This window comes from Comamonas sp. BIGb0152, assembly GCF_024809975.1.
Classification (GTDB): Bacteria; Pseudomonadota; Gammaproteobacteria; order Burkholderiales; family Burkholderiaceae_C; genus Comamonas.
Genome location: NZ_JANUDY010000007.1, coordinates 115,731 through 141,441 on the forward strand (window position 1 = coordinate 115,731; position 25,711 = coordinate 141,441).

Below are 25,711 nucleotides of genomic sequence, written 5' to 3' on the forward strand. Positions count from 1 at the left end.
TCGAAACTGCAGCCACGCCTGCTGGCATTTCCGCGCTTGCCGGCTCTGCCCGCCCTTGCACCATCGCCTTGGTGCGAGCGCAGCAACAAAAAAGCCAGCTCGAAAGCTGGCTTTTGGTGTACTGGTTGCGCGAGGAGGATTTGAACCTCCGACCTTTGGGTTATGAGCCCAACGAGCTACCAGACTGCTCCATCGCGCACTTGCATTATAGCGCGGGTTTTCCTCAATATGAAGCGCTTTGTCATCATTTGGAAAACTATTTATGCAATCTGCCAAGCAGCAGTGCCGCCAGAGCGATGGCAAGGCCGCGCCACCATAGAAAAAGCCCACCGAAGTGGGCTTTTCTGGCATGAACCTGCAGTTTTTATTCTGCTGCGGCATCACCGGCTTCTTCAGCGCGGTCCACCAGTTCAACATAGGCCATAGGCGCGTTGTCGCCCACGCGGAAACCCATCTTCAAGATACGGGTGTAGCCGCCAGGACGGCTGGCCGAGCGAGGACCCAGCACGTTGAACAGCTTGGTCACGCTGTCGCGGCTGCGCAGACGGTCAAAAACCAGACGGCGGTTGGCGAGGGTGTCGACCTTTGCCAGGGTGATCATGGGCTCGATCACCTTGCGCAGTTCCTTGGCTTTAGGAACGGTGGTCTTGATGGCTTCGTGCTCGATGAGCGAATTCATCATGTTTTGCAGCATCGCCTTACGGTGAGACGAGGTGCGGTTCAGTTTGCGGAGGCCGTGTCCGTGACGCATGGTGCTTTTCCTTTTAGATTGATTCAATCAAACAGCCGTATCAGGTACTGTCCGACGCACTACGATTGAGCTCCCCCACCATTGGGAGAGCTCTCCATTATAACTTAACGCTTTTCCAAACCGGCTGGTGGCCAGTTTTCAAGCTTCATACCCAGGGTCAGACCACGGGAAGCCAACACTTCCTTGATCTCGTTGAGCGACTTACGACCCAGATTCGGGGTCTTGAGCAACTCATTTTCGGTGCGCTGGATCAGGTCACCGATGTAGTAGATGTTTTCGGCCTTCAAGCAGTTGGCAGAACGCACGGTCAGCTCCAGCTCGTCCACAGGACGCAGCAGGATCGGATCGAACGTGGCGTTGTTACGCGCCTGGCCACCAGGCTGGTCGAACACATCCAATGCGCCGCCTTCGAGCTGCGCAAACACGGCAAGTTGTTCCACCAAAATCTTGGCCGACGAGCGCACTGCATCTTCTGCAGCGATGGCGCCGTTGGTTTCGATCTCGAGAACCAGCTTGTCCAGATCGGTACGCTGCTCCACACGGGCGGATTCGACCGTGTAGCTGACGCGCTTGATCGGCGAGAACGATGCATCCAGCACAATGCGGCCGATCGACTTGGTCGACTCGTCACCGTAGCGGCGCACGTTACCGGGCACATAGCCACGGCCTTTTTCCACCTTGATCTGCATGTCCAGCTTGCCGCCTTGCGACAGGTTGGCGATGACATGATCAGGGTTGATGATTTCTACATCGTGAGGCGTCTGAATGTCAGCAGCCGTCACTACGCCTTCGCCATCCTTGCGCAGGCTCAGCGTCACTTCGTCACGGTTGTGGAGCTTGAACACCACGCCCTTGAGGTTCAGCAAGATGTTGACCACATCTTCCTGGACGCCGTCGATAGACGAGTACTCGTGCAGCACACCTGCAATGGTCACTTCCGTCGCTGCATAACCCACCATCGAGGACAGCAGAACACGACGCAGCGCATTGCCCAGCGTGTGCCCGTAGCCGCGTTCAAACGGCTCCAGCTCTACCTTGGCGCGATTGTGGCCCAGCTGTTCTACGTTAATTGTCTTGGGTTTCAGCAAATTGGTCTGCATGCAAACTTCCTCTCAATACCCCCGGCTCGTTACACCGGTAAGGCTGGTGAAGCACCAGAACCGCGATGCCTCGCGGTTCTGGGACGGATACACTTTCGCAGTCGAAAAACGACTGTGAAATTAACGAGAATACAATTCGACGATCAGCGATTCGTTGATGTCAGCACCGAATTCATCGCGGTCAGGAGCCTTCTTGAAGACGCCTTCAGCCTTGTCGGCCGTCACGTCCACCCAAGCGGGGAAGCCCACTTGACCGGCCAGTTGCAGCGACTCAATGATACGGGCTTGCTTCTTGGACTTTTCGCGCACAGCAACCACGTCGCCTTCCTTCACAGAGTAGGAAGGAATGTTGACGGATTGGCCGTTCACGGTGATGGCCTTGTGGGACACCAGCTGACGCGCTTCGGAGCGGGTCGAGCCAAAGCCCATGCGGTACACCACGTTGTCCAGACGGCTTTCCAGCAGGCTCAGCAGGTTGGCGCCAGTGTTGCCACGGCGACGATCTGCTTCAGCGAAGTAACGGCGGAATTGCTTCTCGAGCACACCGTAGGTGCGCTTGACCTTTTGCTTTTCACGCAGTTGCAGACCGTAGTCCGAGGTACGCGTGCCGGAAGTACGGCCGTGTTGACCTGGCTTGGTGTCCAGCTTGACCTTGTCCGCGATCGAGCGACGTGCGCTCTTCAGGAACAGATCTACGCCTTCGCGGCGGGAAAGTTTGCCCTTAGGGCCAATAAAACGTGCCACTTGATTTCCTTTTTTCAGCTACCGCATAAATGCGGGAGCCGCCAGAGCACCATGCACTGGCGGCGGTGGGCTTATGGTGAGTTAGATACGACGACGCTTTTGAGGGCGGCAGCCGTTGTGCGGGACAGGCGTCACATCGGAGATCGACGTGATGCGGATGCCCAGTGCACCCAAGGCACGCACCGAAGACTCGCGACCTGGGCCGGGGCCCTTGATCTCGACGTCCAGGTTCTTGATGCCTTGTTCCATGGCAGCACGGCCGGCCACTTCGGAAGCAACCTGGGCTGCAAAAGGCGTCGACTTGCGCGAGCCCTTGAAACCCTGGCCACCCGACGAAGCCCAAGACAGGGAATTGCCTTGGCGGTCGGTGATCGTGATGATGGTGTTGTTGAACGAAGCGTGAACGTGTGCAATACCGTCAGAAATGTTCTTGCGAACTTTCTTACGTACACGAGCAGCTGCGTTATTTGCAGGAGACTTAGCCATTGTGTACCTTCAATCTCTTTATTTCTTCAAAGCCGCTGCGCCCTTGCGCGGACCCTTACGGGTACGGGCATTGGTGCGGGTACGCTGACCACGCATGGGCAGACCACGACGATGACGGAAACCGCGGTAGCAGCCGATGTCCATCAAACGCTTGATGTTCATCGTGGTTTCACGGCGCAGGTCACCTTCCAGAGTCAGGTGAGCGATTGCGTCGCGGATCTTTTCCAGATCAGCGTCCGTGAAGTCCTTGACTTTCTTGGCGTAGTCGATACCAGAAGCTTCGCAAATCTTGCGAGCGGTGGTGCGACCAATGCCATAGATAGCGGTCAGGCCGATCTCCGCATGCTTGTGCGGAGGGATGTTAATACCAGCAATACGTGCCATTTGTGTCCTCTAATACTTTAGATTAACCTTGGCGCTGCTTATGGCGCTGGTCGGTGCAGATCACGCGTACGACACCCTTGCGACGGATGATCTTGCAGTTACGGCAAATCTTCTTTACCGAAGCTGAAACTCTCATTTCATTCTCCTAAAACTTCCATCCGCTCCAGTCCGTGACGGCATTTCAAATATTTAGCCCGAACAGACTGGAGGGCACACTTTCCTGTCGATCTCAGTTTTTGGCTGAGGCCTTGAAGTTCGCCTTCTTCAGAAGCGACTCGTACTGTTGAGACATCATGTAGTTTTGGACCTGGGACATGAAGTCCATGGTCACCACCACGATGATCAACAAGGAAGTGCCACCGAAATAGAACGGAACGTTGTACTTCAGGATCAAGAATTCTGGCAACAGACACACGAAGGTGATGTACACAGCACCTGCGAGCGTCAAACGCACCAAAATCTTATCAATATAACGTGCTGTCTGATCCCCGGGTCGAATCCCGGGAATAAAGGCACCACTCTTCTTCAGGTTATCGGCCGTTTCGCGGCTGTTGAAAACCAAGGCCGTATAGAAGAAGCAGAAAAAGATGATCGCTGCGGCATAGAACATCACATAGATGGGCTGACCAGGAGTCAACGTACTAGCAATGTCTCTGAGCCAACGCATCGATTCGCCAGCGCTGAACCAGTTCACAACAGTGGCAGGTAGCAAGATGATCGACGAAGCGAAGATGGGAGGAATGACACCTGCCATGTTCAGCTTCAGTGGCAAGTGCGAAGACTGGCCACCATACACCTTGTTTCCAACCTGACGGCGCGCATAGTTCACCAGGATCTTGCGCTGTCCACGCTCGACAAACACGACGAAGTACGTCACGGCTGCCACTACGAGAACAATGAAGATCGCGGCAATGATGCTCATCGCACCAGTACGCACCAATTCGAGCAAGCCACCGATGGAGCTGGGGAGACCCGCAGCAATACCAGCGAAAATCAGGATCGAGATCCCGTTGCCCAAACCACGTTCGGTGATCTGTTCGCCCAACCACATCAGGAACATCGTACCGGCGGTCAAGCTGACCACGGCGGTAAGACGGAACCCGAAACCAGGGCTGAGAACCAAACCAGCAGTACCTTCCAACGCCACGGCAATGCCCAGCGATTGGAAGAGCGCAAGCGCCAGTGCACCGTAACGGGTGTACTGCGTGATCTTGCGACGGCCGGCTTCGCCCTCTTTCTTCATCTGCTCGAATGTCGGGACGACGTAAGTCATCAATTGCATGATGATCGATGCCGAGATGTACGGCATGATCCCCAGTGCAAACACGGTGAAGCGCGAGAGCGCTCCGCCCGAGAACATGTTGAACAGGTTAAGAATGCCACCCTGTTGGCCATTGAACAGCTGCTGCAACTGGTTGGGATCGATACCAGGCACCGGAATATGAGCTCCGATGCGGTAGACGATCAGCGCCAGCAACAGAAAAACCAAACGACGACGCAGATCGCCGTATTTACCGGTCTTTGCAATAGTTGCGGTGTTCGTAGCCACTGATGAATCTTTCAGAAAAGGTTAGGCGAGGCTACCGCCAGCAGCTTCGATCGCAGCCTTGGCACCAGCGGTGGCGCCGATGCCGTTCAGCTTGACAGCCTTGGACAGTTCGCCAGTGTTGATAACCTTGACGACCTTGGCGCGTTGGCCAACCAGACCGGCTTGCTTGAGCACTGCCAGATCCACATCCGTAGCGCCCAGCAGCTCGAGAGCAGCCAGGGAGACTTCGGCGTTGAACTTCAACGTGGTGGACTTGAAACCGCGCTTAGGCAGGCGACGCTGCAAAGGCATTTGACCGCCTTCGAAGCCTACCTTGTGGTAGCCGCCCGAACGCGATTTCTGACCCTTGTGACCACGGCCGGCGGTCTTACCCAGACCCGAACCGATACCGCGACCCACGCGACGCTTGGCGTGCTTGGCACCTGCTGCAGGCTTGATGCTATTGAGTTCCATCATCAATCCTTTCAGATAACCTTCACCAGGTAGGCGATCTTGTTAATCATACCGCGCACTTCAGGGGTGTCCTTCAGTTCGCTGATGCTGTTCAGCTTGCGCAGACCCAGACCACGCACAGTGGCGCGGTGGTCTTCTTTGGTACCAATCGGGCTACGCACCAGTTGGACCTTCACAGTTTGTTGCGTTGTCATAGTGACTCCGATCAGACGAACAGGTCTTCAACCGACTTGCCACGCTTTGCAGCCACTTCCGAAGGGGTCGTGGAGTTGTTCAAAGCGTCGAAAGTGGCGCGAACCATGTTGTAAGGATTCGACGAACCATGGCTCTTGGCCACGATATCGGTGATACCCAGAACTTCGAAGACGGCGCGCATTGGGCCGCCGGCGATGATACCGGTACCCTTGGGAGCAGGAGCCAACATTACGTTAGCAGCGCCATGGTGACCCATCACTTTGTGATGCAGGGTGCCGTTTTTCAACGAAACCTTGATCATGTTGCGACGGGCTTCTTCCATAGCCTTCTGCACGGCAGCAGGCACTTCCTTGGACTTGCCCTTGCCCATGCCAACGCGGCCGTCACCATCGCCAACCACGGTCAGTGCAGCGAAGCCGAGAATACGACCACCCTTCACAACCTTGGTGACGCGGTTGACCGCGATCATTTTTTCGCGCAAACCGTCGTCATTCGCCTGGTCTTGCACTTTGGGGGAAAATTTAGCCATTTCTATCCACTCCGCTTAGAACTGCAGGCCGGCTTCGCGGGCTGCATCAGCCAGAGCCTTGACGCGGCCGTGGTAGGCAAAACCTGCACGGTCGAATGCAACCTTTTCAACGCCAGCGGCCTTCGCTTTTTCAGCGATGCGCTTGCCGATGAAAGTAGCTGCGGCGGTGTTGCCACCCTTGCCGGCAGCGCCCAGGTTGCCGCGCACTTCGGCTTCTGCCGTAGATGCGGTAGCAATTACCTTGGTGCCGTCGCCAGAAATGATCGTGGCATAGATATGGAGGTTCGTACGGTTCACCGTCAAACGCGCAACGCCTTGGTTGGCAATGCGGATACGGGTTTGCAGGGAACGACGAAGACGCTGCTGTTTCTTGTTCAACATGATGCAGCTCCTTATTTCTTCTTAGTCTCTTTGATCGTGACCTTCTCATCCGAATAACGGATGCCCTTACCCTTGTAGGGCTCAGGAGGGCGAACGGCACGAATCTCAGCTGCCAGCTGACCAACGCGTTGGCGGTCAGCACCCTTGATCACCACTTCCGTAGGGGTAGGGGTGGTCACGGTGATGCCAGCAGGCATTTCAAAGTTAACTGGGTGGGAATAACCAACGCTCAGGTTCAGCTTGCTGCCAGAAGCAGCGGCTTTGTAACCCACGCCGACGAGAGACAGCTTCTTTTCGAAGCCTTTGCTCACACCAACCACCATGTTGTTCACCAGCTGACGCATGGTGCCGCTCATGGCATTGGCTTCACGGGAGTCATTCACCGGCTCGAAAGCCAGCTTACCGTCGTTGTTGGAAACCTTGACCAGCACGTTAGGGGTCAGCAGCAGTGTGCCGCCTGCGCCCTTGACGCTGATTTGGTCTTCCTTGATGGAGACATCCACACCTTGTGGGATGCTCACGGGCATTTTTGCTACGCGGGACATGTCAGTATTTCTCCTTCAATGTCTCGTTAAGCCACATAGCAAAGCACTTCACCGCCGACACCGGCAGCGCGCGCTTTACGATCGGTCATCACACCCTTGGGCGTGGTGACGATGGCAACGCCCAGGCCATTTTGGACCTGTGGAATTGCTGTGCAGCCCTTGTACACACGCAGGCCAGGACGGCTCACGCGCTCGATACGCTCGATCACTGGGCGACCAGCGTAGTACTTCAAGGTAATTGCGAGTTCAGACTTGCCATCTTCGGTCTTCACTTCGAAGCCATCGATGTAACCCTCGTCCTTCAACACCTGTGCAATGGCAACCTTCACTTTGGAAGAAGGAACCAGAACGATGGCTTTGGACACCATTTGTGCGTTACGGATACGGGTCAGCAAGTCAGCGATTGGATCACTCATGCTCATGTTTAATCTCCTGACTGCTTACCAGCTGGCCTTGGTCACGCCAGGGATGGCGCCGACGAAAGCCAGTTCACGAATCTTGGCGCGGCCCAGACCGAATTGACGGAATGTGCCACGAGGACGACCCGTGATTTCGCAACGCGCACGTTGACGAGTAGGGTTGGCATTACGAGGCAGCTTTTGCAGGCCTTGACGGGCTGCATCGCGTTCTTCGTCGGAACGCTTAGCGTCGCCGGCGATTGCCTTCAGTTCTGCATACTTGGCTGCGTACTTGGCAGCCAGCTTTTCACGCTTCAGTTCGCGTTGGATCAGTGCTTGTTTAGCCATGCATCACCTCAGTTCTTGAACGGGAAGCGGAAAGCCTGCAACAGTGCCTTGCACTCGTCGTCATTCTTCGCAGTCGTCGTAATGCTGATGTTGAGACCACGCAGTGCATCGACTTTGTCGTACTCAATTTCAGGGAAGATGATTTGTTCTTTGACGCCGATGTTGTAGTTGCCACGGCCATCAAAGGCGCGGCCAGAAATACCACGGAAGTCACGCACGCGGGGCAGAGCCACGGTGACGAAACGGTCCAGGAATTCATACATCTGAACGCCACGCAGGGTCACCATGCAGCCGATAGCTTGGCCTTCGCGGATCTTGAAACCAGCGATAGCCTTCTTGGCCTTGGTCACCACAGGCTTCTGACCAGCAATCTTGGTCAGGTCAGCCACGGCGTTGTCCATCACCTTCTTGTCGGAGACGGCTTCGCTCACACCCATGTTCAGGGTGATCTTCGTCAGGCGAGGCACTTCCATGGAGGAGGTGTAGCCGAACTTCTTCATCAGTTCGGGAGCAATTTGCTCACGGAATTGTTTTTGCAGTCGTGCAACGTTTGCCATGTCTTACTCCTTAGGCTGCGATTTCAGCGCCATTGGACTTAAACACGCGAACACGTGCGCCGTCGGCGTTCACCTTGATGCCCACGCGATCAGCCTTGCCGGTTGCCGCATTGAAGATTGCCACATTGGATTGGTGGATAGGCATAGCCTTGTCCACGATACCGCCGTTGGTGCCCTTCATGGGGTTTGGCTTGACGTGCTTCTTCACCATGTTGATGCCTTCGATCAACAGATGAGAGTCATCAGCGCGCAACGTCACAACGCCGCGCTTGCCCTTGTCTCGGCCGGTCAGCACGATAACTTCGTCGCCCTTGCGAATCTTGTTCATAGTGCTATTCCTTTAGAGAACTTCAGGTGCCAACGACACGATCTTCATGAACTTTTCGGTACGCAGTTCACGGGTCACGGGGCCGAAGATGCGGGTGCCGATAGGCTCCAGCTTGGCGTTGAGCAACACAGCAGCATTGCCATCAAATTTGACGAGCGAACCGTCAGGACGGCGAATACCCTTTGCGGTACGCACCACTACTGCACTGTAGATCTCGCCTTTTTTGACGCGTCCACGTGGAGCAGCTTCTTTCACGCTCACCTTGATAATGTCACCAACGCTCGCATAGCGACGGTGCGAACCACCCAGCACTTTGATGCACTGGACAGACTTCGCGCCGGTATTGTCGGCAACCTCGAGTCGAGATTCTGTCTGGATCATTTCAATATTCCCAACTTGCACCAGCAGACCAGACAGCCCAATAAGAATTAATCCTCATGGACAGCCAAGCAGCCAGTCAGTCTTGGGCCCGTCGTCCACACCGCAACCATTTACGATGCTTCTCCTGGGCAGAAACCTCGCGCATTAAACGCGAAGCCCTCCATTCTGTCAGAGCTAGCACACTGCGTCAAGTGCGCGAGCCCAAACCAGCGGTAAATTTGTATTTTTACGCCACTTTTTCGCCGGCGTACTGCTGCGCCAGCACCAGGAAGGCAGTCAGAGCCGTATCCGACCCCAATTCTTCCTGCAAAATTTCAGCCACGCGCGGCGCCAGTTTGGCGGCCAGGCGCGCATCCAAAAACAGCAGTCGGCTGCGGCGCGCAAGCACATCTTCCACCGTGCGCGCGTACTCGAAGCGGGCAGCAAAGCGCACCATCGCTTCGCTCAGACCATTGGCCAGCCAGACATCGGCACCAGGCAGGCCAGCGATGAACTCCGCCTCGCTGCCGTAGGAGTGCATGCCTTGGGCCATGTGCATGCTGTGCTGGGCCCGGCCCGATGCGGGCGAACCCACCAAGGGCAGATTGACGGTTACGCCACCGGGCTTGCGCGGCAGGCGCCCGGCATCAAAACAGGCGTCCAGCACGTCTTCGGCCATGGCGCGGTAGGTGGTCCACTTGCCGCCCGTCACCGTCACCATGCCGGATTTGCTGGTCAGCACCGTGTGCTCGCGGCTGATGCCCTTGGTGTTTTCGCCATCGTCGTCCTGTGGCTTGACCAGGGGGCGCAGACCGGCCCACATGCTGCGCACATCGGCCATGGTCGGCGCGCGGCTGAGGTACTTGCCCGCCTCACTCAGGATGAAGCTCAGCTCTTCGTCAAAGGGCCGGGGCTCGCGTGCCAGATCGTGGCGAGGCGTGTCCGTGGTGCCCAGGATCACTTTGCCCAGCCAAGGCACGGCAAACAGCACGCGGCCATCGGCCGTCTTGGGCACTAGCAGCGCATGGTCCGAGGGCAGAAAATCCCGGTCCACCACCAGGTGCACACCCTGGCTGGGCGCCACCATGGGCTTGACGGGTTTGCCCATCAGTTCGGCATCCTGCTGGCGCAGATGGTCCACCCAGGGGCCGGTGGCATTGACCACGCAGCGCGCACGCACGGTGTAGCGCTGGCCAGACTCGGCATCCTTGCAAACCACGCCGGCCACCCGACCCTCTTCCTGGATCAGCTCCGTCACCGGGCAGTAATTGACCAGCAAAGCCCCCTTGGCCGCTGCCGTGCGGGCCAGCGCCATGGCCAGCCGCGCATCGTCAAACTGGCCATCCCAGTACTTGACGCCGCCCTTGAGCCCCTTGTCCTGCACCGTAGGCAGCAGGCGGCGCGTGGCACTTGCCGAGAGAAATTGCGTGGCACCGAGACCGGCCTTGCCCGCCAGCGCGTCATACATCTTGAGCCCGATGCCATAGAACGGCGTATCCAGCATCTTGTAGGAAGGCATCACAAAGGCCAGCGGCTGGGCGATGTGCGGCGCGTTGTGCAGCAAGGTCGTGCGCTCGTGCAAGGCCTCGCGCACCAGCGCGATATTGCCCTGCGCCAGATAACGCACGCCGCCATGCACCAGCTTGGTCGCCCGCGACGAGGTGCCCTTGGCAAAGTCCATGGCCTCCAGCAGCGCCACCTTGAAGCCACGGGCGGCCGCATCCAGCGCCACCCCCAGACCGGTGGCACCGCCCCCCACCACCACCAGGTCAAACACCGGCGCGGCTCCGAGCCGGGCCAGCAAATCGGTACGGTGAACAGACAGCGGTGTGGCAGCAGTGGACATGCGAAGTAAGAAGTAAGGTCAGAAGACTGCAGCGCGCGGCAGACGGTGCCGGACGCGCTGCAAAAAAATAAAACGCCTAAGCCAGGCAGTAGGATTCGCTTTTGCGCTTTTCCAGACAAATTTTATTCGTTTTTGATCTTTTTTGTTCGTTATAGGTCAATTTGTAGCGCATCCATCGCGGGTAAAACGCCACAGCATGCCAGCGCAGCATGCCAATCTGATGACAACCACACGGCCAAGATGGCGCAGCATCGTCCACCGCGCTGCGGCCCTGCCATGCGCGCGGCCGATGGCGCTGTTGCGTTTTGGACTATATTGGCGGGAGTTTTTCGTTTTTATTCGTTTCACAGCCACGCCATGACGGAGCTCTACAACAGCAACCCCCGCCAACTCAAGCTTTTGCAGGAAGTGCAGCGCCGCAGCTCGGCCACGGTCGAGGAGCTGGCCGCCTTTCTGGGCGTGACCCTGCAGACCGTGCGCCGCGATGTGCAGCGGCTGTCCGAGGCCGGGGTGCTCACCCGCTTTCACGGCGGCGTGCGCGTGCCCAACTCCACCACCGAGAACCTGGCGCACCAGCAGCGCGAAGCCCTCAATGCCGATGGCAAGACCCGCATTGCCCAGGCCGTGGCCGCACAAGTGCCGCACAACTGCTCGCTGATCCTGAACATCGGCACCACCACCGAAGCCATTGCGCGCGCGCTGATGCAGCACCGGGGCCTGCGCATCATCACCAACAACCTCAACGTGGCCGCCACCCTCAGCAGCAACCCGGACTGCGAGGTGATCGTCGCCGGCGGTGTCGTGCGCGGCCGAGACCGGGGCATCATCGGCGAGGCGGCAGTGGACTTCATCCGCCAGTTCCGCGTGGACATCGCGCTCATCGGTATCTCCGGCATTGAATCGGATGGCAGCCTGCGCGACTACGACTTCCGCGAGGTGAAGGTCGCCCAGACCATCATGGACCAGGCGCGCGAAGTCTGGATGGCGGCCGACCTCAGCAAATTCGGCCGGCCCGCGATGGTGGAAGTGGGCCCGCTCTCGCGCATCGACCGGCTGTTTACCGATGCGCCGCCCCCCGACCCGTTTCCCCGGCTGCTGCAAGAAGCCCATGTGCACTGCACCGTGGCCTAAGAACCGGTTCTAAGAACGTATTCACGCTCTCAAGACCTGCCGCACCCGCCCCGCATCTTTGTTGAACTGATTGACCTACCGGCTCAGACCGGCTTTGAGACATGACCTATCTGCTCGCTCTGGACCAGGGCACCTCCAGCTCCCGCACCATTGTGTTTGACCGCCAAGGCGCCATCGTGGCCCAGGCCCAGCGCGAGCTGCCGCAAATCTACCCGCGCCCCGGCCATGTGGAGCACGACCCGATGCAAATCTGGGGCACGCAGCTGGCCACGGCGCAGGAGGCCCTGAAGACCGCCGGCATCAGCGCCAGCCAGATCACCAGCCTGGGCATCACCAACCAGCGCGAGACCACCATCGTCTGGAACCGCAAGACCGGTCAGCCCATCCACAACGCCCTGGTCTGGCAAGACCGCCGGGCCGAGCCTGTTTGCGCCCAGCTGCGCGCCGATGGCCATGCCGCGCTGATCCAGCAAAAAACCGGCCTGCTGGTCGATGCCTACTTCTCCGCCACCAAGCTGCAGTGGCTGCTGGACCATGTGCCCGGTGCGCGCGCCGCTGCCGAGCGCGGCGAGCTGGCCTTTGGCACCGTCGACACCTGGCTGGTCTGGCAGCTCACCCAGGGGCAGCGCCACGTCACCGATGTGAGCAACGCCAGCCGCACCATGCTGTTCAATGTGCACAGCAATACCTGGGACCAAGACCTGCTGGACCTGCTGCACATTCCGCGCTCGCTGATGCCAGAAGTGCAGCCCTCGGCCAGCCATTTTGGCGATACCTCCGCCCCGGTGCTGGGTGCGGCCATCCACATTGGCGGCATGGCCGGCGACCAGCAAAGCGCGCTGTTTGGCCAGGCCTGCTTTGCGCCCGGCATGGCCAAAAACACCTACGGCACCGGCTGCTTCATGCTGATGCACACCGGCACGCAGTTCCACCCCTCGCGCAACGGCCTGCTCACCACCAGCGCAGCGCAGACCGACAGCACGCCGCAGTTTGCCTTGGAAGGCAGCGTCTTTGTCGGCGGCGCCGTGGTGCAGTGGCTGCGCGATGGCCTGCGCGCCATCGAGCACAGCGGCCAGGTGCAGCAGCTGGCCGAGAGCGTGCCCGACAGCGGTGGCGTAATGATGGTGCCCGCCTTCACCGGCCTGGGCGCGCCCTACTGGGATGCCGATGCCCGAGGCACCATCACCGGCCTGACCCGGGGCACCACGGTGGCACACATCGCGCGGGCCGCGCTGGAATCCATTGCCTACCAAAGCGCGGCCTTGCTGCAGGCCATGAGCCTGGATGCCGTGGCCAATGGCGGCCAGCCGGTGACGGAGTTGCGGGTGGATGGCGGCGCCAGCGTCAACAACCTGCTGATGCAGTTCCAGGCCGATTTGCTGGGCATTCCGGTGGTGCGACCCGCCTGTGTGGAAACCACGGCCCTGGGCGCCGCCTACCTGGCTGGGCTGACCACCGGCATCTACCACAGCAGCGAAGAGTTGTCCGCGCTGTGGAAGGCCGAGCGCCGCTTTACACCCACGCAGGACAAGGCGCGCGCCGACGCGCTGATGGCGCGCTGGGAGCAGGCGGTGCGCCAAACGATGGCGCGCTAGGCCGCTTTTCTAAAACGACAACAGGGGCCGCAGCCCCTGTTTCTGTATGCCCATTCAACGCGTACCGGTTCAGTCCTCGTCGCCACGCAGCAAGGCGCGGTGAATCAGCGCACCGATGATGGCACCCACGATCGGCGCCAGCCAGAACAACCACAGCTGCTCCAGCGCAATGGCCGGGCCAAACAGGGCCGGGCCGGTGCTGCGTGCCGGGTTGACCGAGGTATTGGTCACGGGGATCGAGATCAGGTGGATCAAGGTCAGGCACAGGCCAATGCTCATACCCGCAAAGCCCACGGCGGCCTTCTTCGTGGTCGAGCCCAAAATTACCAGCAGGAACACCGCCGTCAGCACCACCTCGGTCAGCAGCGCAGCGAGCATCGAGAACTTGCCTGGCGAGTGTTCGCCAAAGCCATTGGTGGCCAGATCGGTCACCTGGGCGCCTGCCTTGCCGCTGGCAATCAGGTACAGCAGGCCGGCCGCCACAATGGCACCCAGCACCTGGGCGATGATGTAGCCCGGCAGCTCAGAGGCCTTGAAGCGCCCCGCCACCGTCAACCCCACCGACACGGCCGGGTTGAAATGGCCACCGGAGATGGGACCAAAGGCATAGGCGCCCGTCAGCACCGTCAAGCCAAATGCCAGGGACACACCCAGCAGGCCGATACCGACTTCAGGAAAGGCGGCGGCCAGCACGGCACTGCCGCAACCACCGAAGGTCAACCAAAAAGTTCCCAGGCATTCCGCCGACCATTTTTGTATGTTTGATGTCATTTTTCTCACCCCTTCGTCACTCAAACCCGCGGCATGCAACGCACACACATGCAGGCCTCAGCTGCGAAATGATAAGCAAGGCCGACGGTTCCTGAATGTGAACAATTGACGGTGCGACAAGCGCGCTACACTTCTCAAAAAATCCATGCAAATCAAGCATAAAAGACACTACACCCCAAGCATAGGTGCCTGCCTGTTGGCACCGCTGCTGCTGCTTCTGGCCGGCTGCCACACGGCGCCTGCGCCCCCTCTAGCGCAGGACAGTGCCGACCGTGCCGTGGCATGCCATGCCCCCGGCAGCTCCGCGTTCCAACTAGGGGGTGAGCAGCGCTGGCCGGTAGACCAGTCCTGGGCCGGCACGCCCATTGGCGGGCTCTCGTCCATCGATTACAACCCGGCCGATGGCCGCTATTACCTCGTCAGCGACGACCGCTCGGTACACGACAGCGCGCGCTGGTACCAGGCCCGCATCCGCTATGACGCCAGCGGCCTGCAGCAGGTCAGCATCATCGACCACCAGGTTCTGCGCACGCCCGAGGGCCAGGCCTACCCCAGCAGCCGCAGCGCCGCAGCCGATACCCCCGTGCCCGACCCCGAAGCGCTGCGGCTGCTGCCTGGCGGGCGCAGCCTGGTCTGGAGCAGCGAAGGCGACTTTGCCCGGGGCTTTGGCCCCTCCTTGCAGCAGGCGGGGCTGGACGGCCGCTGGCAAAAGACCTGGCCGCTACCGCCCCAGCTCCAAGGCCCCCTGCACCCCGGAACAGGCCGAGGGCCGCGCAACAACATGACCTTGGAGGGCATCGCCATCAGCGACGACCAGCGCAGCCTGTGGTTGTCAATGGAGGGGGCCTTGCGCCAGGATGGCCCGCTGCCGCGCCGTGGCCAGGTGGGCGGGCCGCTGCGCATCACCCAGTACGACCTGGCCAGCCAGCAGCCAGTGCGCCAGATCGCCTATATCCCCGATGCTCTGCCCCAGGACAACCTGCTGCTGCCGCTGTTTGCACTTAACGGTGTCAGCGAAATCCTGGCCGATGGCCCCGACCACCTGCTGGTGCTGGAGCGCGCCTATGTGCTGGGCAGCGGCTTTTCGGTGCGGCTGTACCGCATCAACACCCAGCAGGCCAGCGACACCTTGGCGATCGATGCACTGCAGGACGCCGCATACACCCCAGCCCGCAAAGAGCTGCTGCTGGATTTTGCCCAGCTGGGGCTGCGCACCGTGGACAACCTGGAGGGCATGACCTGGGGCCCACGCCTGGCCAGCGGCGAGCGTGTGCTGCTGCTGGTCAGCGACAACAACTTCAACCCCGCCCAGGTCACGCAGTTCCTGGCCCTGGTCGAAACCCCGCCATGCGCCCCAGCAGCAGGCAGCGCAGGCCAATCGCATCGCAATTGAAATTGATAGCAAAACCTGTGCGCCCCGCATGGCTTGCCGCACGCGCTGTTTGAGCTTTGTGCAGGCCGCCGCTATAGTGGCAGCCACACCAGCCTGCGCTGGATTTGCCCCCTTCCTCTTCGTTTTTTCTTGCCGCCATGTCCACTACCGATCTGTCCCAATTCCCCGCCATTGCCTTCATTGGCGGCGGCAACATGGCCAGCGCCATCATCGGCGGCCTGATCCGCCAGGGCCTGCCCACAGACCGCATCCAGGTGGTCGAGCCCTACGAGCCCCAGCGCAATGCCTTGCAGCAGCAATTTGGCATCACAGCCCTGCCCGCGGCTGACAGCAGCTTGGCGCAGGCCCAGCTTGTGGTCTGGGCCGTCAAGCCGCAAACCTTCAAGGATGCGGCGATCTCGGTGGCCGGTTTCAGCACCCACGCGCTGCACCTGAGCGTGGCCGCCGGCATCCGCAGCGACAGCATTGCCCAGTGGCTGGGCAATGACCAGATCGTGCGCGCCATGCCCAACACCCCGGCGCTGGTCGGTCAGGGCATGACGGGGCTGTTCGCCCGCCCGCAGGTGAGCGCGGCGCAGCGGCTGCTGGCCGAGCAGATCATCACCACCACCGGCCAGCTGGTCTGGGTGCAGCAGGAGTCGCAGCTCGACGCCGTCACCGCGCTCTCGGGCTCGGGCCCGGCTTACGTCTTTTATTTCCTCGAAGCCATGCAGCAAGCCGGCGTGGAGATGGGCCTGCCCGCCGAACAGGCCTTGCAGCTGGCCATTGGCACCTTCAGCGGCGCATCGCAACTGGCCGCACAGTCGGGCGAAGCGCCTGCGGTACTGCGCGAGCGCGTCACCAGCAAGGGCGGCACCACCTTTGCCGCGCTGGAGCATATGCGGGCTGCGGATATCGCCGCCCACTTCGTCGGCGCCATGCATGCTGCCGAGCGCCGTGCCAAGGCCCTAGGCGACGAGTTCGGCGGCTAAGAGCCAGCGCCTTTGCGGGCGGTCTGCGTTGTTGCAGCGCTTGCCAATAGCTGGCTATTGGCTGCGCACTGCGCCTAGCATCCCATCCCGCAAAGACACTGTCGCGGTCCGAGGAGAACAGATTCTCAAACTCCTGCAGCGGCAGTCTCCAGCTAAATACAGGTGCGCCCCACCTGCGCCAGCAACTTTGCAGAAATGCAGCAACGCATTGCGTATATTTCACACAGAAGTCAAACGCAAAGCGTATAATTCGGCCGCATTCACACCTTTGCACGGAGCCAGGTCATGGACAGCCAACAGGATTTTCTTCGCGACGCAATGCGCCGTTTGAACTTGACGCGCGACGCCTTTGCCGAGCGCCTGGGCGTGCGCCGCCGCACCTTGGACACCTGGCTGCTGCCCGAGGCCTCGGGCGAGGCCCGCGCCATGCCCGACATGGCGCAGAAGTTTGTCTCCGAGATCCTGTTCCGCGAGGCCGAGGGCCACGACGCCCAAAAGCACCACCGCCCGCTGGCCGAGCGCATGTCCGCCGATGGCCGGCCGCAGTTGCTGTCGGTGGCGCAGTTTGAGCGCGAAAGCCTCGAAGAGCTGTTCCGCATCGCCGATGTGATGCAGCCCATTGCCCGCCGCCACAAAGTGTGCCGCGTGCTCGAAGGCGCTGTCATGGGCAGCCTGTTCTTTGAAGCCAGCACCCGCACCCGGGTGAGCTTTGGCGCCGCCTTCAGCCGCCTGGGCGGCTCGGTCTGCGACACCACCGGCTTTACCTTCTCCTCGATGGCCAAGGGCGAATCCATCTATGACACCAGCCGCGTGATGGCCGGCTATGTCGATGCGCTGGTCATCCGCCACCCCGAGCAGGGCTCGGTCGCTGAGTTTGCGCGCGCCACCAACATCCCCGTCATCAATGCCGGCGATGGCCCGGGCGAGCACCCCAGCCAGGCGATTTTGGACATGTACACCATCCAGCGCGAGTTCTCGCGCCTGGGCAAGCTGATGGATGGCGCCCACATCGCCATGGTCGGCGATCTGAAGTACGGCCGCACCGTGCATTCGCTCATCCGCCTGCTGTCGCTGTACAAGGGCATGAAGTTCACCCTGATCTCGCCCAGTTCGCTGGAGATGCCTGCGTACCTGATCGAGATGGCCTCGACCAATGGCCACGTCGTGGAGGTCTCCACCTCGCTGCAAGACCTCAAGGGCGCCGATGTGGTCTATGCCACGCGCATCCAGAAAGAGCGCTTCGCCGGTGAGAACATCGAGGGCTATACGCCCGAGTTCCAAGTGCAGAAATCGCTGGTCGATGCGCTGTGCAAACCCGACACCATCATCATGCATCCGCTGCCCCGTGATGCCCGCGCCGGTGCCAACGACCTGTCCACCGACCTGAACCTCGATCCGCGCCTGGCCATCTTCCGCCAGACCGACAATGGCATTCCTGTGCGCATGGCTTTGTTTGCCGTTTTGATGGGTGTGGAAAGCCAGATTGCCCGCAATTTGCGGGATGTCACCTGGCGTTCTCCGGCTTTTGTAGGCCCGGATGATGCAGTGTTTGACACTTTGGATTAAACTCCGTCTTACACAACACCATGATTTGAGACATTTTTTCGAAGCATCCACTACCCGCTTCGAAAGAATTAACGTTTTTTTCCTGCGACTCCAGTGTTAGCGGCCATCAATCGATGGCCGCTTTTTTGTCTGCAAAGGCCTGCCACACAGGCATGAAAAAAGGACTTGCAAGCAAGTCCTTTTGGAGGGTGGATCTCAGCACCGGTGCGGCTGAGCGCCGCACCGCATCCTTGGCTTAGCGGCCCAGACGGCGGCGCGTTGCCGCGAACAGACCCAGCAAGCCGCTCAGGCTCAGCAGGCTCCACAGACCCAGGGTCGGCACCGGCCTTGCTTGGCCCAGGCCTGGCGTGCCCGGATCCACCGGCACATCGGCCAACCAGCCAGCGCCACCTGGGTCGGCGATCTGGCCGTTGGCGACCATGTCGTCATCCCCGTCACCACCGTCGACGATCTGCACGCTCAGCTCCTTGCCGTTCACGGTCGATGGCAGCGCGTACCAATGCGGCGTGGTGTTGGCCTTGGTGGGGCCGTACTTCCAGTACTTGGCATTGGCCGGCAGAGCCGCAGGGTAGGCGATGCGCATCGTGCCATTGCCACCGATGGCGCAGCCCGTGGCCGTCCATTGCAGGGCGCCGTAAGGCACGCTTAGGCCCTGGGGCAAGGCGCCCAGCGAGGCGGCAGACACCGCCACCGGGGCCTGCGCCAGGCGGCAGGCGTCCGCGCTGGTCCACTGCACCGCGGCGCTGCCGCCACCGCCAGCGGCGGGCAGCTCCACCTCAAAGTTCTGCTCCGGCTCGGGATCAACCGGCGTGCCTTCCAGGTTCAGGCCCAGCACAATCGGGTTGTGGTCGCTGGATCGGTAGGCATCGGCCGCGTAGAACGAGGTGATTTGCGCGGCACTCTTGAAGTTGGTGTTGTAGTCCAGCACCGGTGGCTCTTCGGCATTGATCTGCCACTTGACCACGTTGCCCACCTGGCTGGAGAGCGCCGAGCTGACGAGCACATGATCCAGCGAACCCCACAGGGTCTGGAAGCTGTACGAGTACTGGCCTGCGCCCAGCTTCTTATAGCCATGGCTTTCCAGCAAAGCGATGGGGTCTTCCTTGGCATAGGCGTTGAAGTCACCCATCAGCACATTCTTGCCATTGCCCGCTTGCGTGGGATTGCCTTGCAGCCAAGTCTGCAGCTGCGTGACGGCACGCTTGCGCGACTGGTTGTTGGCACCCTGGCCGTCACCGATATCCGGGTCGTTGACACTGCCCTTGGACTTCAAGTGGTTGACCACCACGGTGAACTGGTCCTTGCCGCCACCGGCCAGCACCTTCTCGAAGGTCTGGGCCAGCGGCACGCGGTTGCCATAGGTGGCGTTGAAGGCATCGTACTGCGCCTCATCGGGCACGGCCGCCACGCCCACAGGGGTGACCCGGTCCTTGCGGTAGACGACGGCCACCGTGATCGCATCGCGCCCAGCGGCCACCGCCGTCTTGCTGCCACCCGCATGGAAGGGGCCCTTCACATAGTCGTAAACATCGCTGCCATGCTTGGCATTCATGGCACGCGTCAAGGCGGCCAAGGCACTCGCACTGTCAAAGCCGTTGTTCTGGATTTCCATCAGGCCGTAGACATCGGCATCCAGCCCCAGCAGGTTGCTGACGATCTTGTCCGTCTGGCGGGTCAGCTCCACCGCATTGTCAGCGCCACGGCCTTCCAGCTGGTCGCCATAGGGGTTGGGGAACTTGGCCGTGCCGAACGTGCTGAAGAAATTCAGCACATTGGCTGAGGCCAGCTTGACCGTCGGGCTGCCCACGGCCTGCTGCAAATCGGCCACCGTCGGGCGGGCTGCACCGCTGAAAACCGGCTTTTGCAGCGGCTGCACGCGGTAGCTGGTTTGGTGGGCGCCAGCGGCCTTGTCGATAAAGTGGTCCAGGATGCCCTCAATCGCTGGCGTGCTGTCGCCCGCACGCAGGCTGTTGCTGGCGCTCAGCTCCTGGCCATTGCGGCCCAGCGCTGTGGCCGGGTTTTGCTTGCTGCTGCCATCATCGAGCACGATCTGGCTGCGCTTGACCGTCTCCAGATAGGCCGCATTGCCCGCCACGCTCGGTGCATTCAGCTCGGTGTACTGCACCAGCTTTTCGCTGTCGCTCAGCGTGACCGTGCCATAGCGACCCAGGTAGTAGTTGTCGGTCACCACCAGCGGACCGGTGCTGCCAGTGATACGCACGCGCATGCCTTCGTAGCGCTCCCAATTGGCATAGCTGGGCATGGGCAGGCTCAGCTGCACCAGCGCGGGCAGTGCCTGCTTGGCGCCGCCATTGAGCACGCTGAAGTTCAAAATGCTGCCGCCCAGCTGGGTCAAGCCGTTGTACTCGCTGACCGTGGCAGTCAGTTGCACCGCCTGGCCAATGCTCTCTGCACCCATGCCGGCTATCGGCGCGCTGCCGTAGAAAACAAACACCGCCTCGGACGTCTCGACGTTCTGGTCATCATCCTCGGGCAGCGACTGGATGTAGAAGCCGCTGAGCTCAGGCAGGTAGGCGGTCACGATGCCGCGCACCGTCACGTTTTGGCCCACCAGGGGCGAGGCGTCGCCAGCACCTTGCACCGCAGAGATCGGGGTCGTGACCACGGGGGCCAGGTTCTGCGCAAAGCCGGGCGAGCCGATATTGGCAGGCGTCGAGGGCTGGGCAAAGCCGTCGAGCACGCCGACCGCAGCAGCGGTATAGCGCGGCTCGGACGTGGACTTGCCATCCCAAACCGCCGACACACCATTGCCGACCGTGGTGCCTGCATTGCGCACCGCCGCACCGGCATGGTCGCTGGTGGAAACGGCTGTGCCGCTGGGGTTCTTCGCAGGAGCCACGGTCGAGCCATCGGTCGCCGTCAGCGCCTTGCTGCCGTAGTTCATGGCGGCCGCCACGTAGCCATTGGCGTCGTACACCAAGACGGCATCGCCCTTGCCCAGGCCTTGTCCTGCGACCAGGATGACGGGTGTGCTGGCCTGCAAGCCCCAGGCGGTACGGAAGGCATCGGGTGTGGTCTCGTTGAGCACCACCAGACGTGCGCCCGCTGCCAAGCTGGTACCGGCGGGGAAAGCGCTGGGCACCGCGCCGCTGCTGTCAGTCCAGCCCCAGCCGCTCAGGTCCACGGGGCTGGTGCCGTAGTTGAACAGCTCAAAGAAATCGCCACCATCGGCATTGGAGTTGACCTCGGAGATCAGCACCTTGGCCGTGGCTGCCACCGCGCTGCTGACGGTAAAGCTCAGCGTCTGCTCCGCGGCCAGCGCGTTGCCGGCCGTGTCCTGCACCGCCCCGGCGGGCAGCACCAGGCTGTAGCGCTTGCCCGGCTGGTAGCCGCCGCTGCGCGTAAAGCTAAGCGCGCTGCCATTGATGACCACTTGCGCATCGGTCATCGGCACGGTAGCGATCACGGCACCGTCTTCCAGCAGCGAGAGGCTGCCGCTGCCGCGCTGCACCGTTTCGCTGAACTGCAGGCGCACCACGGCCGTCTTGCCCACTTCCACGGCGTTTTGCAGCGGGCTGGTGCTTTGCAGCACGGGGGCGGTGGTGTCGGCAGCGACGGGGCCGCCGAGCTTGACGGTATTGCCCTGGAACTGCTGGTCTGCAAAAGGCAGGTCCTTGGAGACCGAGCCCTTGCCCGGCCAGATGGTGTCGCCATTGTCCTGCAGCAGCTGCACGGTCGTGCCTTGCGCGGTGCTGGTGGGACTGACCAGGGTCTCGAAGCTGCCGCCGGTGCTGCGCAGCAGGTTGTCCAGTACGTTGTCCAGTTGCTGCACCTCGGTGGTGCCGGGGCCATTCCAGACAAAGAATGCAAAGTTGGTGTTGACAGCGGGATCGGCCTTGCCCGGAGGGCCAGCCAGGATCAGGAACTTGCCGTCGTCGGTGCGCTGCATGTCGCGGATACCGCGACCGCCCAGGTTCAGCTCGATCGCTGCGCCCAGCACCGGGGCCGTGCCGGCCACCATCGCCGCAGGGTTGGTGATCGGGATGACCAGCGCACGGTTGCGCAGCTGGGCACTGGCCAGCGGCGCGCGAAAGCCCAGCAGCAGTTGGCCGTCAGCGGTCGCGGCCATGCCTTCGATGGAGAAACCCGCAGCCGACTCCGGCGCCACCTTGTCGGCCGACGATGCGGTAAAGCCGTAGTAGTTGGCGCCCTTGCCATGGCGATTGCCGCTGTCCCAGCTGTTGAGTTGCGCCTCCAGCCCGCTGTAGAAGCCCTTGAAGGCGAACTCGGTGTTGGCACCGGTGCCCGTCACATCGACTGCAAACAGGTGCTCGCGGTTGTCCGCCTCGCTGCCATCGGACTTGTTGCTGTGCGAACCGCTGAAGTACCAGGTGCTGCCAATGCGGGTGCCAGCTTCCAGGTCCAGCTCCTTGGAGATGCCCAGCAGGCTGCCAAAATCCCATTCCTTGATCGCCACGCCGCCACCGCGTGGGTAGACGCGCAGCACATTGCCTTCGTCATCACCCACCACCATATAGCTTGCATCGAGTGCGATGGCGGCCGATGCGTCCGAGCTGCCGGCCTTGGTGGCAGGCATGGGCGTGAACATCGCCGTCTCGCCGGCTTCCGGATCCAGCACGGTCATCTTCGTGGGTGCTGTGCCTCCGCCCTTCCAGTTGGCGGCCGTGCTGATGGCCGACAGCAGCTCCTGCGCGGTGCCTTCGGTCGCAGCCTTGCTGCCGTCATAGGCAAAGTTGTTTTGCTTGACCAGCGCAATGGCGGTGCTGCCATTGACCAGACCCGCCGGCAAGGCCGAGGTGTTGGAATTGCTGGCATTGCTATCCCAGGCGCCAGCCGTCACATTGTTCAGTGCATACAAGAACTGGGGGCTCGCCTCGCTGCCCTGGTAGACCAGCAAGCTGTCACCACCGGCAGCCAGGTTGAAAGTGCCCGTGCCTGCGGTGCTGACGGTGCCGTAGTTGGCGGCGCGCTTATCGCTGTCCGCATCGGTGATCATCACGACGGTGCCCGCAAGCAGGGCCGCAGAGGCCTTCCAGACGAGCACGCCCTCACCCGCGCGGAAGGCACCGGCGCTGGTCCAGCCGTTGTCGGTGATGCGGATCTCGGTGCCCGCCTCTACATCGCGCAGCAAGACCAGGCTGACGGAGTCCGGCGCATCCGAGGCAAAGCCGACGACAGCGACCTCACCGGCGGCCAGCGTGGTCTGGGCAGAAGCGGGCAAGACGCTGGCAGCCAGCAGCAAAGCGGCAGCGAGCGATAGACCTTGGGACGCACGCACGCTGGCGCGGCATGCAGAAGAGATGGAGCGAAGAGCAAACATGGCAGCAGTGGGGGGTGTAGCAAACAACCCCTCTTTGTCGCCGCTGGCGATGAAAGCTCCGTGTCAGGATCTTTCAGTGTCCCCAAAAACGGACACCCGATGGCCTGTCATCGCAGCGTCACAGCGCCAAGGCAAGCAGCACGCCGGCAAACAGGCTCACGCCAATCCAATGGCTTTTGCTGAAGGCCGTAAAACAGCCTTCGCGCGTGCGCTGGCGGATCAGGCGGTAGTGCCAGGCCATCTGCAAGGCAGCCACTGCTACGCCTAGCCACCAGGGCCAGGCCAGCTGCAGGGGCGCCAGCGCCAGCACCGTCAGCCCCAAGCACACCACAAAGAAGGCCATGATGGCGGCCACATCAAAACGGCCCAAGGTGATGGCCGAGGTCTTCATGCCGATCTTTAGGTCGTCATCGCGGTCCACCATCGCGTACTCGGTGTCGTAGGCCAGCACCATGCACATATTGGCCAGCCACAGCAGCCAGGCCATCAGCGGCACCTGGCCTTGCACGGCGGCAAACGCAATCAGCACACCAAAGTTGAAGGCAATGCCCAAAAAGGCCTGGGGCATCGCAAAAAAACGCTTGGTAAAGGGGTAGAGGATGGTGAACAGCACCGCAGGCACCGACCAGGCCACCGCCTCCCAGCGCGTGGTCAGCACCAGGCCCAGCGACAGCAAGGTCAAGACCACACCGACCATCGCCGCTTCAAACACCGAAATCTTGCCGGTGGTGATGGGGCGCTGCGCTGTGCGTTTGACATGCCGATCAAACTTGCGGTCGGCAATGTCATTGATGCAGCAGCCCGCGCTGCGCATCAAAAAGGTGCCCAGCACAAACACCAGCACCAGGTGCCAGCCGGGAAAGCCCCCAGACGCGGCCCACAGCGCCACCAAGGTCGGCCAGACCAAGACCAGCCAGCCGGCCGGTCGTTTGAAACGGATCAAGTCCAGGTACAGCGCCAGGCGCTCAGACAGAGAGAGGGGAGGGTGGGCAGCAGCAGACATGGGTGCCAAGCATAGCGCTAAAGAACGTGCCTATGGTCTCTGCGCAGCCGCGTTGGAGTGCCATCGGGATGCATTCGAAGGGCCAGCGCACACAAGGCCAGGCCCAGCAGCGCCCCGGCCAGCACATCGCTGGCAAAATGCGCCTGCAGCAGGATGCGGCTCATCGCGATGACAAGCACCAGGCCGCCGCAAAGCCAGGCCAACATCCGGCCCCCAGCAGGCGAGAGGCGAGCGCGCAGCACCAGCCACAGCAGGCCGTAGACCACCACCGCGCCTGCGGTATGGCCACTGGGAAAACTGGCACCCGAGGTTGTCAGCGCATGCAGCACCTCGGGCCGCGCGCGATCCAGCAGATTCTTCAGCAACCGCACTGCCAAGCCATTGAGGCCGATGAAGAACACCCAGACCCACAAGGCCTGCCACTGCCTGACCAGCACCAAGCATCCCGCCACCAGCAGCACCAAAGCGGCCAGCCAGCGCACATCGCCGGCAGCCGTTAACACATGCAGCAGGTCTCGCATGGGCGCCGAGACATGGTCTTGCGCCCACTGTTGTGCCCAGGCATCCGCCGCCATCAAGCCCGCATGCCCGGCATGCTCCGGGTAGACCACCACCCAGGCCAGCACCGCAAACGCCAGCAGACAGCCAGCCACCACTGCCCAAGGCCGGGCTGAAGGCCGCCTGCTGGCGTACAGACCCGCTGACGACCCACGCGGCAGCCAACGCCATGCCAGCGCCCCCAGCACCAACCAGGCAACCACCAAGGCCGGCATCCAGGCATCCAGCAAGGCCAAGGCCTGAAAGACGATGCTCGAGCCCCCGGCAAGCTCCGCCGTCTGCGCCATCCCATCCCCCGCACTGAGCCACCACAGCAGCGCTGCCCACAAGCCATGGCGATGCAGGCGCCGGCCTGGCACCCGGGCGGAGCGGCGACCCGCCTCCACCCACCAAGCCGCCCAACAGGCAGACAACAACAGCATCAACAACAACACGTTCAACTTCATCAAAGTACAAATACAAAACCC

The 25,711-nt window shown here is 61.3% G+C and carries 27 protein-coding genes and 1 tRNA gene; 5 read left to right on the plus strand and 23 right to left on the minus strand.

The features are described from left to right. Positions 1 to 122: 122 nt before the first annotated feature. The 19 genes from M2375_RS14885 to M2375_RS14975 form a co-directional block, all read right to left on the minus strand. Positions 123 to 199, minus strand: a tRNA-Met gene (locus M2375_RS14885). Between the two features lie 165 nt (positions 200 to 364). Beyond that, the gene (gene rplQ, locus M2375_RS14890) at positions 365 to 751 is read right to left on the minus strand and encodes a 50S ribosomal protein L17 (RefSeq protein WP_259168503.1); all 387 of its coding nucleotides are present in this window, start codon (positions 749 to 751) and stop codon (positions 365 to 367) included. 104 nt (positions 752 to 855) lie between these two features. Continuing rightward, positions 856 to 1,851 (minus strand): DNA-directed RNA polymerase subunit alpha, encoded by a 996-nt coding sequence (locus M2375_RS14895; protein WP_021028320.1) that lies wholly within the window; start codon positions 1,849 to 1,851, stop codon positions 856 to 858. Between the two features lie 120 nt (positions 1,852 to 1,971). Further along, positions 1,972 to 2,595, minus strand: coding sequence for a 30S ribosomal protein S4 (rpsD, locus tag M2375_RS14900; RefSeq protein ID WP_259168512.1), 624 nt, complete (start codon positions 2,593 to 2,595; stop codon positions 1,972 to 1,974). 81 nt (positions 2,596 to 2,676) lie between these two features. Beyond that, positions 2,677 to 3,081: a 30S ribosomal protein S11 gene (gene rpsK, locus M2375_RS14905; protein ID WP_182325683.1), complete on the minus strand. Its 405-nt coding sequence runs from the start codon at positions 3,079 to 3,081 to the stop codon at positions 2,677 to 2,679. 18 nt (positions 3,082 to 3,099) lie between these two features. Next, a complete protein-coding gene (gene rpsM / locus M2375_RS14910) occupies positions 3,100 to 3,465 on the minus strand; it encodes a 30S ribosomal protein S13 (RefSeq protein WP_259168517.1) in 366 nt (121 codons plus the stop codon). A 22-nt stretch (positions 3,466 to 3,487) separates the two neighbouring features. Beyond that, positions 3,488 to 3,601, minus strand: coding sequence for a 50S ribosomal protein L36 (gene rpmJ / locus M2375_RS14915; RefSeq protein ID WP_003050535.1), 114 nt, complete (start codon positions 3,599 to 3,601; stop codon positions 3,488 to 3,490). Between the two features lie 93 nt (positions 3,602 to 3,694). Next, on the minus strand, positions 3,695 to 5,014 hold the full coding sequence (secY, locus tag M2375_RS14920) for a preprotein translocase subunit SecY (protein ID WP_182325685.1): 1,320 nt from the start codon (positions 5,012 to 5,014) through the stop codon (positions 3,695 to 3,697). 21 nt (positions 5,015 to 5,035) lie between these two features. Then, positions 5,036 to 5,467 (minus strand): 50S ribosomal protein L15, encoded by a 432-nt coding sequence (rplO, locus tag M2375_RS14925; RefSeq protein WP_259168575.1) that lies wholly within the window; start codon positions 5,465 to 5,467, stop codon positions 5,036 to 5,038. An 11-nt stretch (positions 5,468 to 5,478) separates the two neighbouring features. Next, entirely contained in the window at positions 5,479 to 5,661 is a 183-nt protein-coding gene (rpmD, locus tag M2375_RS14930) for a 50S ribosomal protein L30 (RefSeq protein ID WP_182325687.1), read from the minus strand. An 11-nt stretch (positions 5,662 to 5,672) separates the two neighbouring features. Continuing rightward, positions 5,673 to 6,191 (minus strand): 30S ribosomal protein S5, encoded by a 519-nt coding sequence (gene rpsE, locus M2375_RS14935; RefSeq protein ID WP_182325688.1) that lies wholly within the window; start codon positions 6,189 to 6,191, stop codon positions 5,673 to 5,675. Positions 6,192 to 6,206: 15 nt separating this feature from the next. Beyond that, positions 6,207 to 6,572 carry a 50S ribosomal protein L18 gene (gene rplR, locus M2375_RS14940; protein ID WP_182325689.1) on the minus strand — a complete coding sequence of 122 codons (366 nt, stop codon included), beginning with the start codon at positions 6,570 to 6,572 and terminating at the stop codon, positions 6,207 to 6,209. Between the two features lie 11 nt (positions 6,573 to 6,583). Continuing rightward, the gene (rplF, locus tag M2375_RS14945) at positions 6,584 to 7,117 is read right to left on the minus strand and encodes a 50S ribosomal protein L6 (RefSeq protein ID WP_259168581.1); all 534 of its coding nucleotides are present in this window, start codon (positions 7,115 to 7,117) and stop codon (positions 6,584 to 6,586) included. 26 nt (positions 7,118 to 7,143) lie between these two features. Then, positions 7,144 to 7,539: a 30S ribosomal protein S8 gene (gene rpsH / locus M2375_RS14950; RefSeq protein WP_259168583.1), complete on the minus strand. Its 396-nt coding sequence runs from the start codon at positions 7,537 to 7,539 to the stop codon at positions 7,144 to 7,146. Between the two features lie 18 nt (positions 7,540 to 7,557). After that, positions 7,558 to 7,863: a 30S ribosomal protein S14 gene (gene rpsN, locus M2375_RS14955; protein ID WP_133855837.1), complete on the minus strand. Its 306-nt coding sequence runs from the start codon at positions 7,861 to 7,863 to the stop codon at positions 7,558 to 7,560. Positions 7,864 to 7,871: 8 nt separating this feature from the next. Next, positions 7,872 to 8,420 carry a 50S ribosomal protein L5 gene (rplE, locus tag M2375_RS14960; protein WP_021028308.1) on the minus strand — a complete coding sequence of 183 codons (549 nt, stop codon included), beginning with the start codon at positions 8,418 to 8,420 and terminating at the stop codon, positions 7,872 to 7,874. A gap of 10 nt (positions 8,421 to 8,430) precedes the next feature. Beyond that, positions 8,431 to 8,748, minus strand: a complete 318-nt coding sequence (gene rplX, locus M2375_RS14965) for a 50S ribosomal protein L24 (RefSeq protein WP_182325694.1) — start codon at positions 8,746 to 8,748, stop codon at positions 8,431 to 8,433. 12 nt (positions 8,749 to 8,760) lie between these two features. Beyond that, positions 8,761 to 9,129, minus strand: a complete 369-nt coding sequence (rplN, locus tag M2375_RS14970) for a 50S ribosomal protein L14 (RefSeq protein WP_182325695.1) — start codon at positions 9,127 to 9,129, stop codon at positions 8,761 to 8,763. Positions 9,130 to 9,355: 226 nt separating this feature from the next. Beyond that, complete coding sequence (locus tag M2375_RS14975; protein ID WP_259168590.1) at positions 9,356 to 10,954, minus strand: glycerol-3-phosphate dehydrogenase/oxidase; 1,599 nt, start codon at positions 10,952 to 10,954, stop codon at positions 9,356 to 9,358. Positions 10,955 to 11,311: 357 nt separating this feature from the next. Between M2375_RS14975 and M2375_RS14980 the strand changes: the two genes are divergently transcribed. Next, a complete protein-coding gene (locus tag M2375_RS14980; RefSeq protein WP_259168591.1) occupies positions 11,312 to 12,085 on the plus strand; it encodes a DeoR/GlpR family DNA-binding transcription regulator in 774 nt (257 codons plus the stop codon). Positions 12,086 to 12,186: 101 nt separating this feature from the next. Beyond that, complete coding sequence (glpK, locus tag M2375_RS14985; RefSeq protein WP_259168593.1) at positions 12,187 to 13,680, plus strand: glycerol kinase GlpK; 1,494 nt, start codon at positions 12,187 to 12,189, stop codon at positions 13,678 to 13,680. Positions 13,681 to 13,749: 69 nt separating this feature from the next. On the opposite strand, the gene aqpZ is transcribed toward glpK, so the two are convergent. Then, positions 13,750 to 14,451: an aquaporin Z gene (gene aqpZ / locus M2375_RS14990; RefSeq protein ID WP_259168595.1), complete on the minus strand. Its 702-nt coding sequence runs from the start codon at positions 14,449 to 14,451 to the stop codon at positions 13,750 to 13,752. Positions 14,452 to 14,596: 145 nt separating this feature from the next. Here aqpZ and M2375_RS14995 point away from each other — a divergent pair, with 145 nt between their 5' ends. The 3 genes from M2375_RS14995 (at position 14,597) to M2375_RS15005 (ending at position 18,381) form a co-directional block, all read left to right on the plus strand. Continuing rightward, positions 14,597 to 15,844 carry an esterase-like activity of phytase family protein gene (locus M2375_RS14995; RefSeq protein WP_259168597.1) on the plus strand — a complete coding sequence of 416 codons (1,248 nt, stop codon included), beginning with the start codon at positions 14,597 to 14,599 and terminating at the stop codon, positions 15,842 to 15,844. Between the two features lie 137 nt (positions 15,845 to 15,981). Next, on the plus strand, positions 15,982 to 16,815 hold the full coding sequence (proC, locus tag M2375_RS15000) for a pyrroline-5-carboxylate reductase (RefSeq protein ID WP_259168599.1): 834 nt from the start codon (positions 15,982 to 15,984) through the stop codon (positions 16,813 to 16,815). Positions 16,816 to 17,100: 285 nt separating this feature from the next. Then, a complete protein-coding gene (locus M2375_RS15005) occupies positions 17,101 to 18,381 on the plus strand; it encodes an aspartate carbamoyltransferase (RefSeq protein WP_259168602.1) in 1,281 nt (426 codons plus the stop codon). A 235-nt stretch (positions 18,382 to 18,616) separates the two neighbouring features. Here M2375_RS15005 and M2375_RS15010 read toward each other — a convergent pair whose 3' ends face one another. The 3 genes from M2375_RS15010 to M2375_RS15020 all read right to left on the minus strand — a co-directional run bounded on the left by M2375_RS15010 (position 18,617) and on the right by M2375_RS15020 (position 25,690). Beyond that, positions 18,617 to 22,174, minus strand: a complete 3,558-nt coding sequence (locus M2375_RS15010; RefSeq protein WP_404979333.1) for an ExeM/NucH family extracellular endonuclease — start codon at positions 22,172 to 22,174, stop codon at positions 18,617 to 18,619. A gap of 1,627 nt (positions 22,175 to 23,801) precedes the next feature. Continuing rightward, positions 23,802 to 24,686 (minus strand): 4-hydroxybenzoate octaprenyltransferase, encoded by an 885-nt coding sequence (ubiA, locus tag M2375_RS15015; protein WP_259168608.1) that lies wholly within the window; start codon positions 24,684 to 24,686, stop codon positions 23,802 to 23,804. Positions 24,687 to 24,703: 17 nt separating this feature from the next. After that, positions 24,704 to 25,690 (minus strand): phosphatase PAP2 family protein, encoded by a 987-nt coding sequence (locus tag M2375_RS15020; protein WP_259168609.1) that lies wholly within the window; start codon positions 25,688 to 25,690, stop codon positions 24,704 to 24,706. Between the last annotated feature and the right edge of the window lie 21 nt (positions 25,691 to 25,711).

Excerpts from the sequence above, each read along its gene's own strand:
- rplQ (WP_259168503.1), bottom strand. The coding sequence starts at position 751 with ATGCGTCACGGACACGGCCTCCGCAAACTGAACCGCACCTCGTCTCAC.
- M2375_RS14895 (WP_021028320.1), bottom strand. The coding sequence starts at position 1,851 with ATGCAGACCAATTTGCTGAAACCCAAGACAATTAACGTAGAACAGCTG.
- rpsK (WP_182325683.1), bottom strand. The coding sequence starts at position 3,081 with ATGGCTAAGTCTCCTGCAAATAACGCAGCTGCTCGTGTACGTAAGAAA.
- rpsM (WP_259168517.1), bottom strand. The coding sequence starts at position 3,465 with ATGGCACGTATTGCTGGTATTAACATCCCTCCGCACAAGCATGCGGAG.
- rpmJ (WP_003050535.1), bottom strand. The coding sequence starts at position 3,601 with ATGAGAGTTTCAGCTTCGGTAAAGAAGATTTGCCGTAACTGCAAGATC.
- rplO (WP_259168575.1), bottom strand. The coding sequence starts at position 5,467 with ATGGAACTCAATAGCATCAAGCCTGCAGCAGGTGCCAAGCACGCCAAG.
- rpmD (WP_182325687.1), bottom strand. The coding sequence starts at position 5,661 with ATGACAACGCAACAAACTGTGAAGGTCCAACTGGTGCGTAGCCCGATT.
- rpsE (WP_182325688.1), bottom strand. The coding sequence starts at position 6,191 with ATGGCTAAATTTTCCCCCAAAGTGCAAGACCAGGCGAATGACGACGGT.
- rplR (WP_182325689.1), bottom strand. The coding sequence starts at position 6,572 with ATGTTGAACAAGAAACAGCAGCGTCTTCGTCGTTCCCTGCAAACCCGT.
- rplF (WP_259168581.1), bottom strand. The coding sequence starts at position 7,117 with ATGTCCCGCGTAGCAAAAATGCCCGTGAGCATCCCACAAGGTGTGGAT.
- rpsH (WP_259168583.1), bottom strand. The coding sequence starts at position 7,539 with ATGAGCATGAGTGATCCAATCGCTGACTTGCTGACCCGTATCCGTAAC.
- rpsN (WP_133855837.1), bottom strand. The coding sequence starts at position 7,863 with ATGGCTAAACAAGCACTGATCCAACGCGAACTGAAGCGTGAAAAGCTG.
- rplE (WP_021028308.1), bottom strand. The coding sequence starts at position 8,420 with ATGGCAAACGTTGCACGACTGCAAAAACAATTCCGTGAGCAAATTGCT.
- rplX (WP_182325694.1), bottom strand. The coding sequence starts at position 8,748 with ATGAACAAGATTCGCAAGGGCGACGAAGTTATCGTGCTGACCGGCCGA.
- rplN (WP_182325695.1), bottom strand. The coding sequence starts at position 9,129 with ATGATCCAGACAGAATCTCGACTCGAGGTTGCCGACAATACCGGCGCG.
- M2375_RS14975 (WP_259168590.1), bottom strand. The coding sequence starts at position 10,954 with ATGTCCACTGCTGCCACACCGCTGTCTGTTCACCGTACCGATTTGCTG.
- M2375_RS14980 (WP_259168591.1), top strand. The coding sequence starts at position 11,312 with ATGACGGAGCTCTACAACAGCAACCCCCGCCAACTCAAGCTTTTGCAG.
- glpK (WP_259168593.1), top strand. The coding sequence starts at position 12,187 with ATGACCTATCTGCTCGCTCTGGACCAGGGCACCTCCAGCTCCCGCACC.
- aqpZ (WP_259168595.1), bottom strand. The coding sequence starts at position 14,451 with ATGACATCAAACATACAAAAATGGTCGGCGGAATGCCTGGGAACTTTT.
- M2375_RS14995 (WP_259168597.1), top strand. The coding sequence starts at position 14,597 with ATGCAAATCAAGCATAAAAGACACTACACCCCAAGCATAGGTGCCTGC.
- proC (WP_259168599.1), top strand. The coding sequence starts at position 15,982 with ATGTCCACTACCGATCTGTCCCAATTCCCCGCCATTGCCTTCATTGGC.
- M2375_RS15005 (WP_259168602.1), top strand. The coding sequence starts at position 17,101 with ATGGACAGCCAACAGGATTTTCTTCGCGACGCAATGCGCCGTTTGAAC.
- ubiA (WP_259168608.1), bottom strand. The coding sequence starts at position 24,686 with ATGTCTGCTGCTGCCCACCCTCCCCTCTCTCTGTCTGAGCGCCTGGCG.
- M2375_RS15020 (WP_259168609.1), bottom strand. The coding sequence starts at position 25,690 with ATGAAGTTGAACGTGTTGTTGTTGATGCTGTTGTTGTCTGCCTGTTGG.